Below are 14,073 nucleotides of genomic sequence, written 5' to 3' on the forward strand. Positions count from 1 at the left end.
ATATGCGCGTCCTTCTGGAGACGTTATCGTCCAACTGCGTAGGCTTGCATTAAACGCGGAGTGGCGGCAGCCCGTAGCAGCCCATCGGCGGATCTGCTGGCGGCGGTCAAACGGCCTACTGTCCAAGGCGCTGCGATCTCTAACTGATGCCCTTTTCTCTGCAGCGCTGCCAAAGTGTCTTTGCCTAACGCAGGTTCCACCATCAGGTGACCGGGGCGCGCATTTCGGGGATAGAATGATTCCTGAAAATGCCCGGTGTGAAACAGGGGCGCATCAATCGCCTTTTGCAGATTGGTTTGACCGTGCACCAGTCGCAAAAGGTATATGAGCTGCCACTGATCCTGTTGATCCCCACCCGGCGTACCAAAGGCGATGTCAGTCCCATCCGGGCTGCGCGCAAAAGAGGGGGACAGGGTGGTGCGGGGGCGTCTGCCCGGCGCGAGCGATGTTGGCAATCCCGGATCCAGCCAGAACATTTGCGCGCGAGAATTGAGCGGCATGCCCAGACCCGGCACCACTGGTGAGGATTGCAGCCAGCCACCGGAAGGGGTGGCAGACACCATATTGCCCCAGCGGTCGATCACATCCAAATGCACCGTATCGCCCTTTTTCTGGGAAAGGTGCGCCATGGTCGGCTCTCCGGCCCCATGGGCCGAACCGCTTTCGTATGTGTGTGACGCGCGCGCAATGGCTGCTTCGGCCCAATGCTCATACCCGGGGATGGTGCCGGGGCGGTGGTCGAATGAGGCGGTATCGCCAATCAACCCGCGCCGACTGTCAGCGTAGGTAGATGAGAGCAACGTCTCTGTTGGTAAGGCAACATGCGCAGGATCGCCGTAAAAGGCCTCGCGATCTGCAAAGCACAGTTTCATCGCCTCGGTGACCAGATGCACAAATTCTGCCCCACAAAGGTCCAGCGTGCTGAAGTCAAAACCCGATAACAGGTTGAGGGATTGCAGCAAGGTTGGCCCTTGGGTCCACATGCCCGCCTTCCAAACCGTCCATCCCTGATATTGCGTGCTGAGCGGGGCTTCGTAACTAGCTTGCCAAGTGGCCATATCCTGGCCCGTTAAGACACCTTTGCGCAGTTGACCGGCTGCATCCATTACGCAAGCGCTTTGCAGGTATGCGTCGATCTGTTCGGCGATAAACCCTTGGTAAAACACGTGGCGTGCGGCTTGGATCTGTTCGCCGCGATCAGGCACACACTCAACCTCTTGCAACAATCGGGTCCATGTGTCGGCCAATTGAGGATTGCAAAACAGGGCACCAGCTTTTGGCGCGGCACCACCCGGCAGCCAAGTGTCAAACGACGTTGGCCATTCCGTTTCAAAGAATTCAGACAGTTCGGCGATGGTATCCGCCACTCTTGGCAGAACGGGGTGCCCCTTGGCTGCATAATGAATGGCGGGTTCAAGGATTTCGCGTAAGGGCAGGCTGCCGTGATCACGCAACATCAACATCCAGGCGTCAAACGTACCGGGGATGACCGTTGCCAACAATCCGGACCCAGGGATGCGATCCAAACCTTGATCCCTGTAGTGTTCGATCGTTGCATTGGCCGGGGCTGTGCCTTGGCCACACACGACAGTCGGGGCTGCGTCGCCTGCGGGCTTCATCAAGAGGGGCATATCGCCAAGTGGGCCATTCAGATGGGGCTCGACCACATGTAGGGTAAATCCCATGGCAGCGGCGGCATCAAACGCATTCCCACCCCGTTCTAGTATCCGCATGCCAACCGCCGACGCGATCCAATGGGTGGACGTGGCGACACCGTATGTCCCAACAATTTCGGGGCGTGTTGTAAAGGTCATCGGCATCTCCAGACAGGTGGGCTGATCGTGCACGCCTGTCTGGGCAGGTCAAGATTGCTTAATAGTCCCGTTCAAAGAACAACCCGATCGAGGTGTCCCCTTCGTTGTCTACGGTACCTTTCGCAGTCCAGCTGTCCGTCAGATCGAGATTGAGGTTCACCTCGGTGTCACCTTGGGTATTGACGGTGAAATCAGTATAGACCCCATCGGCGAGGTATTTACCCGCACCGAATTGGGGGGTCCCGTCGCTGTCGGCGCTGATGTCGACGGAATCGACGCCTGTCGAGTCCCGTATGCCTTTGGTGCTATCGCCCCCTGCACCGCTGAGCTGGGCCAACGAGGCGGCCATCTGGGCCACAACGATTGGAGACAATTGCGAGAACCGGTTCCCAAACAGCAACATTGCCAAGGCTTCTTCGGTAGGGCGTTCGGGATCAGAGTAAATCTTGATTTCAGGCGCATTCAGGGGGCCGGAAATCTCCATGGTCGAGAGGCCTTCTTCGGTGCTGGTCGAAGAGGCGAATTCGACATAGGGCGTCAAATTTCCCTGAAGCGTGACGATCCCTTTGGTCAGTTTCAAGCGGCGTCCCAGAATATCGAGGTTCCCGCGCACCAACTCGATCTGTCCAGAGGGGGAAATCGCGCTGGTTGTTCCACCGATATGCAGATTGCCTCCGAGTTCGGCGTTCAAACCCCGACCACGTACGAAAACTTTGTTGGGCGCCTGTAGGCTGATATCGAGCGCAATTTTAGAATCTGCCTTGGCCGTCTCAGTTTTGATCAGGTTCGCGCGTTTACGTGTTGTTCGCACTGCCCCTGATTCGCGGATGTGGCTGATTTCAGGGATCGGAGCCGATCCAACCGAACCGCCCGCCGCTGCAAGGTTGATGTTGGTTTCGCCAAAAATCACCTGTCCAGCGATAGAACTGTTACCGGCCAACGGGCCAGACATGACGATTTGTCCATTTGCTGAGCTGTCAAACAAGACATTGTCGGTCAGGATCAAATTGTTCAGACCGACTGCAATGCGACCTTGAAATGGGGGGGACAGCTCGACAGGTCCGCTGACTTGGAATGTGCCCCCGGCACGCAATCCTGCGGTGATCGCAAGATTTGCAGAGCTATCGCTGATTGAAACGGTCCCACCGATGTCGGTCAGGGTTTGCCGGGCACTTGGAATGGCCATCGTTGTGCCGGATGTTGTGATCGTGCCGCTCAAGGCGTCCAGTCCGGGTTTGCCTCTTAGCGCCAGATCAAACTGTGCTGCACCGTCGACTTTATTTGGCGAAACAAAGAGGTTGGCAATGCCAAGGCTCAGACTGCCCTTGGCGGTAATATCCGCTTCGCCTGCAGCTTCGTCAAACGTGCCTGCCACTGTCGTTTGAACCCCAGAGGGGCCTTTGGCATCCGCATCTATTGTCCAAACGCCTTGATCGCGTTTCGCAGATCCTTTGGCGTTGAGCGCCCCTGCGAGTTCCGGCAGGATGCGTTCCAATTTGGCAAACTCAGCATCAAAATCCAGATCGGCGTTCCCGTCGGTTTCGACCGTTCCATTCAGCTTTGCGTACGAACTTTGTGGCCCGGTTAGCTTAACATCCCCAAGGAACCCGGTCGCCGTTCGAGACACATCCCCTGCAAGTTTAAGAGGGCCCGAGAGGTTTGGAACGACCCGATTTAAATCATCCAAAGTGGCTTGAAAGCCCAGCTTGCCACCTTGATCCAGCAATGTACCCTTGGCGGTTGCCTTAACGGCTGCCGCAGCCAGATCAAAATTCCTGATGTCCAACCCTTCAGAAGAGTTGGACGCATCCAGCAAAAGGGTCGTTTTACCGGCGATCAGATTGTCCAACTCGGCAATGCCGCTGCGCAAATCCTGTCCGCTGAGGTCCAGATCGATATCAAATACCTTAGTGTCCGGTGTTGCGTTGCCGGTCACAGATGCCGTCACAGCGCCCGCCAAGTCCTGACCCGCCAGCCCCGAAAAGAGCGACAGATCGGGTGCCGAGGCTTTTAATGTCCCGTCCAAAGACAAGGCTCCGCCCAGACCTTTGACCTTGGCCCCGCCTTCTGCAGACACGGCGGCACTGTCCAGCGCAAATCGTCGAACATTAAGCCCCTGATCGTCACGGACTGCATCAAGTGCGATTTTGGTTTGCCCGGCGATCAGCGGATCAATATCCGCCATTCCAGTGCCTAGGTTTTGCCCATCCACATCGAGCTTGAAATCAAAGCTTCCCGTAAGCGGCGCACCTTTGCCGGTGACCGTTGCCCCAACTTTCCCGGACAAATCCTGCCCAGCAATTTTCGAAAACCGAGAAAGATCTGCAGCTGTGACTTGTGCGTTTCCGTCAACTTCCAATCCGCTTTCAAGACCGCTGATTTTGGCATCCGCAGTTGCGGAATAGTCGGTTCCCTCCAGCTCAAATTCGCTGAGCTGTAGGTTGCCATCCCCGGTCAGGTCAAACAGCCCATCCAGCGAGATTCGGTGCCCGATTGCCTGGGCCAAGGCGGGATCGGTGAAGTTCAGGCCAACAAGGGCTGCAAACATATCACCCTTCAGTTCCAGTGTTTCGCCTTGATTCAACGTGCCGCTTGCATTGATACGGGCGGTGTCGAGCAGCATATCAGGTGTCTCAACGCCGCTGGCAGTGACGCTCAGATCAAACTGGTTGCCGTTGGCGCGATCCATCAGCGTCGAAAATTGCGCGGCTTTCAACGTCGTGCGCGGCCCTGACAAGGGCAAGACAATGCGATCTTCGGATGGGGGTGTTATGCGTCCTTGCAGCGCGACCTTGTCCAGTTCACCAGCGGTAATTGCCATTTCCCCTTTGACAGCCAAAGCATCAGAGGTGATCCGCAGCTCAGAAATCTCAAGATGCCCATCGGGGTCATTGCGGCCCTCTAGGCCCAACTGAGTGTCCGTGCCGAAAAACGTATCAAACTCTTCTTCGAAAAAGGGGGTAAGATCGCCCCCTAGATCCGCAGAAAAGGCAATGCTTGTTTGGCCCTCGTCCCCATCCGGGGTCGGTACACCACGCAATCGAACCTGACCGCTGATCCGTTCAGCATCTCCGCTGGACAGACCAATGTCGGCGGTAAAGTCCCGCACAGGTCCTGCGCCTTTGGCGGTCAGCAACAACGGAGGTTGATCGGGGATTTTCAAGGCGGTCGAAATCAATCCGCCCACATCTTCGATCACTTGTAGATCGAGCCCAATTTCCTGGGTCTCGTTGGCGAATTCTGCCGCCAGTTTGATAACGTCACCGGGGCGATCCAGCCGTGTTATGCCCAGATCCGTGTCCAGCGCCCCATCTGCAAAAACCAAAGAACCTGCAACCTTCAGTTCGGCAGGAAGGCCGATCAGAGGTTCCCCCAACCCCAACCTGTCCACCCGGATTTCGCCGAGCGTAATCGCCACTGGCAATTCAGGCAGCTGAAAGGGAGTTGTTTCTGGTGAGGGGAGGTCTGCCGGGGCTGTACTGGGCAAGGGCGCCCGCGCGATCAGGATCTCTTCGGCGGTGAGCGCGTTTACTGAAAAGCTCCCGGTGAGCAGGGCCAACCGGTTCCAGTCGAGCGTGGCATTGTTTATGGTTAGCCAAACACCGTCGTCGTCAGACACAGCGATTTGTTCAATGGTAGCTTTGGCGCTTAGCGCCCCAACCAATCCAGTAACCTTGATGCTGCGCCCATCCCCGGACAGAGTGTCCTCGAGAAAATCGACCAGCATTCCGCCGGATTCCTCTTCTTGGGCTGTCACCATCAGTGGGGTCGAAATGAGACATGTGGTAATCAGGAGAGAGTGTATAATTCGTGCCATCAGAACGCCTGCCCAATCCCAATATAGAACTGTAATCCTTCGCCAGTGCTACCGCTTACCGGATAGGCAAGGTCAAGCCGGAGGGCCCCCAAACCACCCACATCGTATCGGACACCTAAGCCAGCACCCGAATGGCTGTTTGATCCAGATGCAACGAATGAATCCGTCCCGACGGTTCCCACGTCATAAAACCCGACCAGCGTGATTTTCTCGGTCACCTTGCCGCGTACTTCGGCGGTGAGCCCCAAGAACGACCGCCCGCCTGAAACCTTGGACCCAACGGGGATGCCCAGACTTTCATAGGGTTGTCCGCGAACGGTGCCTGCGCCGCCCGAGAAAAAGAGAAGGTCAGGTGACACTTCGTTGAGCGCTGGCCCAATCACGGACCCAAGCTGTAATCGGCCTGCTAGGACAAGTCGCCCTTCGGTCCCGATGTCCCAATAACCACGACCATCCAAAATCAATTGCCCACCGGATTTGGTTTTCGACAGTCCGACAAACGGGGTCAAACGGGCATCCACATAGAAGCCACGGGTTGCACTGACTTTGTTGTCACGTTCATCCAAACGGACTCGGAACGGTAAGGTTAGATACCGAAATGTCCGATTTGAGCCAAAAGCATCATCGGAATTGGCGTAACTGAATGCAAAAGAGGCCTCGGCATAGAGCTTGGGAGAGAAGGTGCGTCTTGCGCCGATCCCGACCAAACCGCGCGTAACGTTATAGTGCGTGCGATTGCGGCGTTCGATCTCGGCCAAGTAAAATGTGTTGTCATCGGGGCCCAGCGTATCAGGGCGATCCAGACGCATCCCGATGCGGCCATCAATGTCTTCGACGCCCCCAATGTTACGAATGCGCGCCTCGAAGCGGAACCGTTCCGCGCCGCCAAACAGGTTGCGGTGGATCCAGTTTGCACTGAGGTCCATGCCATTGCGCGAAGAAAGCTCGGCGCCAAAAGTCAGGCGACGCTTGGGCAAATCCTCGAATGTGGCGTCAAAATCAAGCGATCCATCAGGGTTGGGTGTGTCATGTTCAGTCAAAGAAACAGAGTTAAACGCATTGGTACGACGCAAGCGTGTCCCAACCTTTTGAACCTGCGCAGGTGAATACACTTCACCCGTTGGAAAACCCGCAATCTTGTCGATCGAAGTTGGGGTGACGTCACTTTCACCTTGAATGTGCATTTTTCCAAAGGTGAGTTTCGGGCCGGGTGCAACGGCTATTGCTGCATTCAGGCGCGCATTTGCGTGCTGCGCTCTGATATTTTGTGACCCGATATCTGCCTTTGGGTGCCCGGCATCGTGCCACGCATCAACAGCTGCGCTCGCGGCATCCCGGATCGCCCCGGTTTTGGCCGTTTGGCCAACCGCATAGGTATCAGGAATGACTGTTTCCGGGGTTACAGGAGATATGTCTGCCTGACCAAAGCGAAAAATGGGTCCGGTTTTGACCGTGATGTCGATAGCGTTGACCGAAGAAGGCGTATTTAGGGGGTCAATATTGGCGGCTTCTTTTCCATCAAGCCGAATGTTGACTACAGGGCTGAAATACCCTTCGTCGTATAAGATTTGTACAAGGGTGCGATAATCCGAAAGCGCTGCAGAAAGCAATTCCAGAGGGGTTTCCAAACTGCGCGATTTTGCTGCAAACGCCGACGACCCGTTCTCAAGCCGTTGGCGCAATTCATCCGGTGCCCCTGGGGCTTTTAGACTGGTCTCTAGCGCCATGGCGTAGCCCGGCGCCAAGATCAGGCACGCTGCGACAATACTGTTGCGCGTTGCTTTCCAACGGCTGCTCGATGCCATCGCTTGGACTCCAGACTGTTACACTCGTACGGACGAATTTCTCGCTGAAGAACCCGCCATTCGAACGGATGCTAACACACTACATGCTGAGTTTGGAAAGGGTAATTGGCGTCGCAACCCCAACTTATTGTGGTTTGTGATGCCTGTTGGACACCATAGAAGTTGTTCGAACTGGAATGTTCTATTCGTCAGTGCTGAGCGGCGCGATACCAACGCACAATGGCTCGTCGATCTTCCGGTTCCATGAACGTAACATTGGCGGGTGGCATGGCATGGGTTAAGCCAGCCTGAACATAGATCGCACCAGCATTGCGCGCGATATCTGCTTCGGTTTCAAGCAGCACACCTTTGGGGGCCCAGAGCACCCCTTCCCAGACCGGCTCGCGGGCGTGGCACATGGAACAGCGCCCCATCACGATCTCATGCGCATCTTCAAACCCATCAGCCGCGGCGAACTTTTGTTCAAATGCTGTCAGGGGCTGTGCTTCGGCTTCTTCAACCGGAGCAAACATTGGCGCGGTGGACAGCCACATGATCAAAATGAACAGCGTCGCAGTAATGGCCCAAGTCCAGTTTGGCTGACCTTTGCGGGCGTGCATGGTGTTAAAGTAGTGGCGAATGCTAACCCCCATCAAGAAAACCAGCGCCGCAATGATCCAATTGTATTCGGTGGCAAAGGCCAATGGGTAGTGGTTCGACAGCATCAAGAAGATCACTGGCAGTGTAAGGTAGTTGTTGTGCGTCGAACGAAGCTTGGCAATCTTGCCATACTTCGGATCAGGAGTTCGACCCGCTTGCAGATCAGCCACGACCACACGCTGGTTTGGCATGATGATAAAGAACACATTGGCGGTCATGATCGTTGCGGTAAACGCGCCCAGATGCAGCATCATCGCGCGGCCCGTGAAGATCTGGTTGTATCCCCAACCCATGACGACCAGCAATACGAACAGTAATCCCATCAATAGGGTCGGCCGCGATGCCAATTCAGATTTGCACAGCGCGTTATACACCAGCCAGCCAATGGTCAGGGAGGCTGCTGAAATAAGGATCCCTTGCCAGACCGCCAGATCCGCCTTCTGAGCGTCGATCAGATATAATTCAGCCCCGGCCCAATACACGACCATCAACAAAGCGGCACCGCTGAGCCAGGTCGTATAGCTTTCCCATTTGAACCACGTCAGGTGGTCCGGCATCTCAGCCGGAGCGACGAGATACTTGCGAATGTGATAGAAGCCACCACCGTGAACCTGCCATTCTTCGCCATGGGCCCCGGTGGGGAGGTCCGGAGCCTGACGCAATCCAAGGTCCAGCGCAATGAAATAGAACGAGGAACCGATCCATGCCATTGCCGTGATAACGTGAAGCCAACGTACAGCAAATCCGATCCATTCCCAGATCACGGCCATATCATACATGAGGGGTACTCCGGTCTTTTGTCCCAGACTAGGCAAAGAGTGGTTTATTCGGTATTCCCAGATATTATCAAGCTGTATCAAAAAAACTGAGAAAATGTCTTACCTCGACAATATCCGAACCTTTGTCCGCGTTTATGAACTGGGCAGCATGTCTGCCGCGGGACGTGACCTGCGGGTTTCTCCGGCCGTCACCTCTGCGCGCATCTCTCAGCTCGAGGATCATCTGAACGTCCGCCTGTTTCAACGCACCACGCGAAACCTGTCTCCGACGGAGCAGGGGAAAGCGTTTTATTCTGGGGCTGTGACAGTTTTGGATTCTGTTGATCAGGCCGAAGCAAATGTGATGAATCTGACGGACACACCGCGCGGATCACTCTTTGTTGCCGCCCCCTTGGGAATGGGCCGTCGCCTTTTGGCGCCAAATGTACCGGATTTTCTGGCCGAATATTCAGAAGTCGGTATTCGGCTGCGATTGAGCGATCGCACCGTAGACCTTACGACCGAAGGGCTGGATCTGGCATTTTTTTTAGGACAACCAGAAGACAGCAACCTTCGGATCAGGAAGATAACTGATTGTCGCCGCGTGCTTTGCGCTGCCCCGGATTATGTCCGACGGTGTGGGACGCCCGCAACTGGGGATGAACTGGTGGCGGGCGGGCACGAATGTTTGAATTTGCGTTTTCCCGGCGCGACTGAGTTTCAATGGATGTTGCAGACCCAGAATGGCCCCAAACGATTTGCAGTTTCAGGACGGTATGAATGTGATGATGGGGACATTCTGACCGACTGGGCCTTGTCCGGGGAGGGGATCGCAATGAAGCCTGTGTTCGAGGTTGCGGATCATCTCCTAGCTGGGCGCCTCGTCCCTGTTGCGCAGGAAACACCACCCGTGCCGATACAGATGGCTGTTTTGTACACACATCGCCGCCATCAGGACCCCAAGTCCCGTTTGTTTATGGACTTTATGACGGACCGGATTGGCCGTGCGGTGAAAGAGGCCGAGGCAAGCTTGCCCTAAGCGAGGAACTCCCGCCCCTGCTTGTCTCTTGCAGAGGCAGCGCAGCGTTGGGCCGGGCGCCGGACTGCGGTCCGGCGCGGGTATGTATGGCCACTGAAGGTTTTTCGCTCGATAGGCTTAACTGCCGCGGTAGGTGGAATATCCGAATGGGGAAAGCAATAAAGGCACATGATAATGCTTGGCTTCGCTTAACCCGAACCTGATCGGTATTTGATCTAAAAACCGCGGAGCATCACTGGGCGCTGCGTGTGCGTCCAGATAGGCCCCAGCGTGAAACACCAGTTCATAAACGCCAGTCTCGAAACGGTCTTTAGCTAAGATGTGTACGTCTGTCCGCCCATCTGAATTGGTGGTGAGGGTGTTTAAGTGCACACGCGAGTCCCCTGAGATTTTGTACAGGTCTATGCGCAAACCTTGTGCAGGGCTTCCTAGCGCGGTGTCCAATACGTGCGTGGTCAGATATCCAGACATCAGCCATCCTCCTTTTGCCTATCTGAGGTTTCTCAGGTTTTTTGCGCATTGCAAACACTCTCTGCCCGACAGACTTTCGCATATTTCTTGAAGATCCCTAGCTGTTTACGCTGCCCGCGCGCCGTTAGGCGTGCTTGGCCCAATGGGCGGGTGTGCATCTTTGATGCACGCGCAACGGGCGGGAGCATCTTCATTGCTTTGGTTTTCAGTAAAGCCAAAAGGATGTGTCAAAATTGATTTGAAAATTAGATGGGAAAAAATGCGATACTTCTATTCTAAACTAAACCCCAGCCCGGAACGTTAAGATGGAAAACGCACGATACCCTCGCAATTTGATTGGATACGGAGCCAATCCGCCCCAAGCCAATTGGCCGGGGAACGCCAAGATCGCGATTCAAATCGTATTGAACTACGAAGAAGGTGGGGAGAACAACGTTCTGCACGGAGATCAAGCGTCTGAGGCGTTCTTGTCTGAGATCGTGGGGGCAGCGCAATGGCCCGGGCAACGACATTGGAATATGGAGTCCATTTACGAATATGGCGCGCGTGCCGGGTTTTGGCGATTGCACCGCCTGTTAAGGGACGTGCCGATTACCGTATACGGGGTTGCCTCAGCGCTTGCACGATCACCGGATCAAGTGGGGGCCATGAAGTCTGCCGGTTGGGAAATCGCGAGTCACGGCCTCAAATGGATAGAATACAAAGATGCCACACCCGAAGCTGAGCGCGCAGATATGCGAGAGGCTATTCGGCTCCATACCGAAGTCGTCGGGGAAAGCCCTAAGGGCTGGTACACAGGGCGGTGTTCTGAAAACACGGTCCGGCTTGCCGCCGAAGAGGGGTGCTTTGAGTATGTGGCCGACACCTATGCGGATGACCTGCCGTATTGGGTTCAAGAGGGAAATCGGGACCAGTTGATCGTCCCATATACGCTTGACTGCAACGACATGCGGTTTGCGACACCGCAGGGGTTCAATTCCGGGGATCAGTTTTTCACCTATCTCAAAGATAGCTTCGACGCACTTTATGCCGAAGGCGAAGATGGGTCCCCCAAGATGCTGTCGATCGGCCTGCATTGTCGTTTGATCGGCCGTCCGGGCCGTGTCATGGCGCTGAAACGGTTCTTGGACTACGCGCAGGCGCAAGAGGGCGTCTGGTTTGCCACCCGCCTGCAAATCGCGCAGCACTGGGCCGCAACGCACCCGCCCATGTCACACCCTCGCCCGTCCGTCATGAAACGGGATGAATTCATTGCGACCTATGGTGGGATTTTTGAACACTCTGCTTGGATCGCTGAGCGCGCGTTTGATCTGGAACTTGGGCCAGCCCACGACACAGCTGGCGGATTGCACAACGCTTTGGCGCGGATGTTCCGTTCTGCATCAGAGACTGAAAAACTGGGGGTTCTGACTGCACACCCCGATCTGGCAGGCAAGCTGGCGCAAGCCAAACGATTGACCGCTGAAAGTAGCGCGGAGCAAGCCGGGGCAGGTTTGGACGCACTGACCGATGATGAGAAAGAAACATTCACGATGCTAAACCAAGCATACGTGGATAAGTTTAACTTTCCCTTTATCATCGCGGTCCGCGACCACGACAAAGCCTCCATTCTGGCTGCGTTCCGGCGGCGTATCGAAAATGGTCGAAACGCAGAGTTCGCTGAAGCCTGTTCTCAGGTCGAACGGATTGCCGAGTTCCGTTTGCGCGATCTGTTACCCTCATGACCCGCCAAATCTGCATAGAAGCAATCTCGGCTGAGCGTTTTGCACCCTTTGGGGACTTGATTGATATCACCGGGGAGGTCGATAAAATCATCAACCAAGGTCAGTGCGGTCGGTTTCATGATCGGGCAACATTGGATTTCGCCGACGGCCGTGCGGGGCTGAGCCTCTTCAATGCCAACCCGCGTGCATTGCCTTATCAGTTAGATTTGGTGGAACGTCACCCCGAGGGAAGTCAGGCGTTCATTCCTATGACACACCAACCGTTCCTTGTGATTGTAGCACCTGACGAAGCTGGCAAGCCGGGACGTCCGCGCGCGTTCATGACTCAGGCCGGGCAGGCGGTGAACTATTATCGCGGAACGTGGCACGGAGTGCTGACGCCATTGCACGGACCCGGATTGTTCGCCGTTGTTGACCGGATCGGGGCCGGAGAAAATTTGCAAGAACACTGGTTCGACGATCCATATGTGGTTGTCGATGACTAAGTGAATCCGCCGATAAAGAAGCGGAAAGACCCCCATGTGATCCATTAGGGAGGACCGAGAGATCATGGCCGATACTTCTATAGGAACGCCGCAAGAATTGCGCGATCCAAATTTTACCCCCGCCTTACACAAGGCGATTCCCCTTGGCATTCAGCATGTTTTGGCGATGTTCGTGTCAAACGTGACACCCGCGATCATTGTTGCCGGCGCTGCAGGCTTTGGATTTGGATCCAACTCCCCTGATTTTCCGGAACTGCTGTATCTTATACAGATGTCGATGCTGTTTGCGGGCATTGCCACGTTGCTGCAAACGATAACGATTGGTCCCGTAGGGGCGGCACTGCCGATTGTGCAGGGCACAAGTTTCGCCTTTTTGCCTATCATGATTCCGCTGGTTGCTGGCAAAGGCGTTGATGCGCTGGCTGCCTTGTTTGGCGGTGTTATCATTGGCGGGGTGTTTCACGCGCTTTTGGGAACTGTGATTGGCCGTGTTCGATTTGCCTTGCCGCCCCTGGTGACGGGGTTGGTTGTTACGATGATTGGTCTGGCTTTGGTCAAAGTCGGGATTCAGTACGCTGCAGGTGGCGTTCCAGCGATTGGGAAGCCCGAATACGGGTCCCTGTTGAATTGGTCCGCAGCGCTGGTGGTGATCTTTTCTACGCTTGGATTGAAGTTCTTTACCCGCGGCATGCTGTCGGTTTCCGCCGTGTTGTTGGGTCTGATCGTGGGCTACGTTTATGCCCTGATGATGGGAATGATCACCGTTGAGGCCATCGGGACAAGCTGGGACCGCGCTGCAACCTTTGCGCTGCCGGTGCCGTTTAAATACGGTTTTGAGTTTTCAACCGCCGCTGTCATCGGCTTTTGTCTGATGGCCTTTGTGTCTGCAGTTGAAACTGTAGGCGACGTGTCTGGTATCACCAAAGGTGGGGCAGGGCGCGAAGCGACAGACACTGAAATTGCCGGGGCAACATATGCCGATGGTTTTGGCTCTGCAATTGCGGGCCTGTTTGGCGGCTTTCCAAATACCTCGTTCAGTCAGAATGTTGGCCTGATCGCCATGACCGGTGTCATGAGCCGTCATGTGGTGACATTTGGCGCCATCTTCCTAATCATTTGTGGCCTGATCCCCAAAGTCGGTGCGATTATCCGGACGGTCCCGATCGAAGTGCTGGGCGGTGGTGTGATTGTGATGTTTGGGATGGTTGTTGCAGCGGGTATTTCGATGTTGTCCGATGTCGTGTGGAATCGCCGTAACATGGTCATCTTTGCAATCGCCTTGTCCATTGGACTGGGTCTGCAGTTGGAACCGGGTGCAGTGCAGTACCTGCCGGACACGCTGCGGATTTTGATGACCTCGGGATTGCTACCGGCGGCTCTGATCGCGATCGTGTTGAACCTGATTTTGCCAGAAGAGTTGGCGGATGAGGCAACCGAAGAAGTGTCTGGCGGTATGTCTGGTCACGGATCAGGAAGCCTGTCGGGCGACTGACCCAAAAAGGCGTGGGGCTCCCGCCCGGC

The 14,073-nt window shown here is 55.5% G+C and carries 9 protein-coding genes; 4 read left to right on the forward strand and 5 right to left on the reverse strand.

Annotation, left to right across the window (positions count from 1 at the left end; genetic code table 11):
* Positions 1–23 precede the first annotated feature (23 nt).
* From ABWV33_RS00410 to ABWV33_RS00425, 4 genes are all read right to left on the reverse strand, one after another.
* Positions 24–1,814, reverse strand: a complete 1,791-nt coding sequence (locus tag ABWV33_RS00410) for a gamma-glutamyltransferase family protein (RefSeq protein WP_353328546.1) — start codon at positions 1,812–1,814, stop codon at positions 24–26.
* Between the two features lie 58 nt (positions 1,815–1,872).
* Entirely contained in the window at positions 1,873–5,631 is a 3,759-nt protein-coding gene (locus tag ABWV33_RS00415) for a translocation/assembly module TamB domain-containing protein (RefSeq protein WP_353328548.1), read from the reverse strand.
* Entirely contained in the window at positions 5,631–7,436 is a 1,806-nt protein-coding gene (locus tag ABWV33_RS00420) for an autotransporter assembly complex protein TamA (protein ID WP_121999439.1), read from the reverse strand. The genes ABWV33_RS00415 and ABWV33_RS00420 overlap by 1 nt, the downstream gene beginning before the upstream one ends.
* Positions 7,437–7,624: 188 nt before the next feature.
* Complete coding sequence (locus ABWV33_RS00425) at positions 7,625–8,854, reverse strand: urate hydroxylase PuuD (RefSeq protein WP_353328550.1); 1,230 nt, start codon at positions 8,852–8,854, stop codon at positions 7,625–7,627.
* A 94-nt stretch (positions 8,855–8,948) separates the two neighbouring features.
* On the opposite strand from ABWV33_RS00425, the gene ABWV33_RS00430 reads away from it, so the two are divergent.
* Positions 8,949–9,872 (forward strand): LysR family transcriptional regulator, encoded by a 924-nt coding sequence (locus ABWV33_RS00430; RefSeq protein ID WP_353328552.1) that lies wholly within the window; start codon positions 8,949–8,951, stop codon positions 9,870–9,872.
* Between the two features lie 117 nt (positions 9,873–9,989).
* Here the strand turns inward: ABWV33_RS00430 and uraH are convergent, their stop codons facing one another.
* Complete coding sequence (gene uraH, locus ABWV33_RS00435; protein ID WP_113821858.1) at positions 9,990–10,343, reverse strand: hydroxyisourate hydrolase; 354 nt, start codon at positions 10,341–10,343, stop codon at positions 9,990–9,992.
* Between the two features lie 305 nt (positions 10,344–10,648).
* Between uraH and puuE the strand changes: the two genes are divergently transcribed.
* The 3 genes from puuE (at position 10,649) to ABWV33_RS00450 (ending at position 14,044) form a co-directional block, all read left to right on the forward strand.
* Complete coding sequence (puuE, locus tag ABWV33_RS00440; RefSeq protein ID WP_353328554.1) at positions 10,649–12,067, forward strand: allantoinase PuuE; 1,419 nt, start codon at positions 10,649–10,651, stop codon at positions 12,065–12,067.
* Positions 12,064–12,552 carry an ureidoglycolate lyase gene (locus tag ABWV33_RS00445; RefSeq protein ID WP_353328556.1) on the forward strand — a complete coding sequence of 163 codons (489 nt, stop codon included), beginning with the start codon at positions 12,064–12,066 and terminating at the stop codon, positions 12,550–12,552. Before puuE ends, ABWV33_RS00445 begins: the two co-directional genes overlap by 4 nt.
* Before the next feature lie 64 nt (positions 12,553–12,616).
* Positions 12,617–14,044 carry a uracil-xanthine permease family protein gene (locus ABWV33_RS00450; RefSeq protein WP_113821855.1) on the forward strand — a complete coding sequence of 476 codons (1,428 nt, stop codon included), beginning with the start codon at positions 12,617–12,619 and terminating at the stop codon, positions 14,042–14,044.
* The last annotated feature ends 29 nt before the right edge of the window (positions 14,045–14,073 follow it).

The organism is Phaeobacter sp. NW0010-22 (genome assembly GCF_040365955.1).
GTDB lineage: Bacteria > Pseudomonadota > Alphaproteobacteria > Rhodobacterales > Rhodobacteraceae > OMPR01.

Excerpts from the sequence above, each read along its gene's own strand:
- ABWV33_RS00410 (WP_353328546.1), bottom strand. The coding sequence starts at position 1,814 with ATGACCTTTACAACACGCCCCGAAATTGTTGGGACATACGGTGTCGCC.
- ABWV33_RS00415 (WP_353328548.1), bottom strand. The coding sequence starts at position 5,631 with ATGGCACGAATTATACACTCTCTCCTGATTACCACATGTCTCATTTCG.
- ABWV33_RS00420 (WP_121999439.1), bottom strand. The coding sequence starts at position 7,436 with ATGGCATCGAGCAGCCGTTGGAAAGCAACGCGCAACAGTATTGTCGCA.
- ABWV33_RS00425 (WP_353328550.1), bottom strand. The coding sequence starts at position 8,854 with ATGTATGATATGGCCGTGATCTGGGAATGGATCGGATTTGCTGTACGT.
- ABWV33_RS00430 (WP_353328552.1), top strand. The coding sequence starts at position 8,949 with ATGTCTTACCTCGACAATATCCGAACCTTTGTCCGCGTTTATGAACTG.
- uraH (WP_113821858.1), bottom strand. The coding sequence starts at position 10,343 with ATGTCTGGATATCTGACCACGCACGTATTGGACACCGCGCTAGGAAGC.
- puuE (WP_353328554.1), top strand. The coding sequence starts at position 10,649 with ATGGAAAACGCACGATACCCTCGCAATTTGATTGGATACGGAGCCAAT.
- ABWV33_RS00445 (WP_353328556.1), top strand. The coding sequence starts at position 12,064 with ATGACCCGCCAAATCTGCATAGAAGCAATCTCGGCTGAGCGTTTTGCA.
- ABWV33_RS00450 (WP_113821855.1), top strand. The coding sequence starts at position 12,617 with ATGGCCGATACTTCTATAGGAACGCCGCAAGAATTGCGCGATCCAAAT.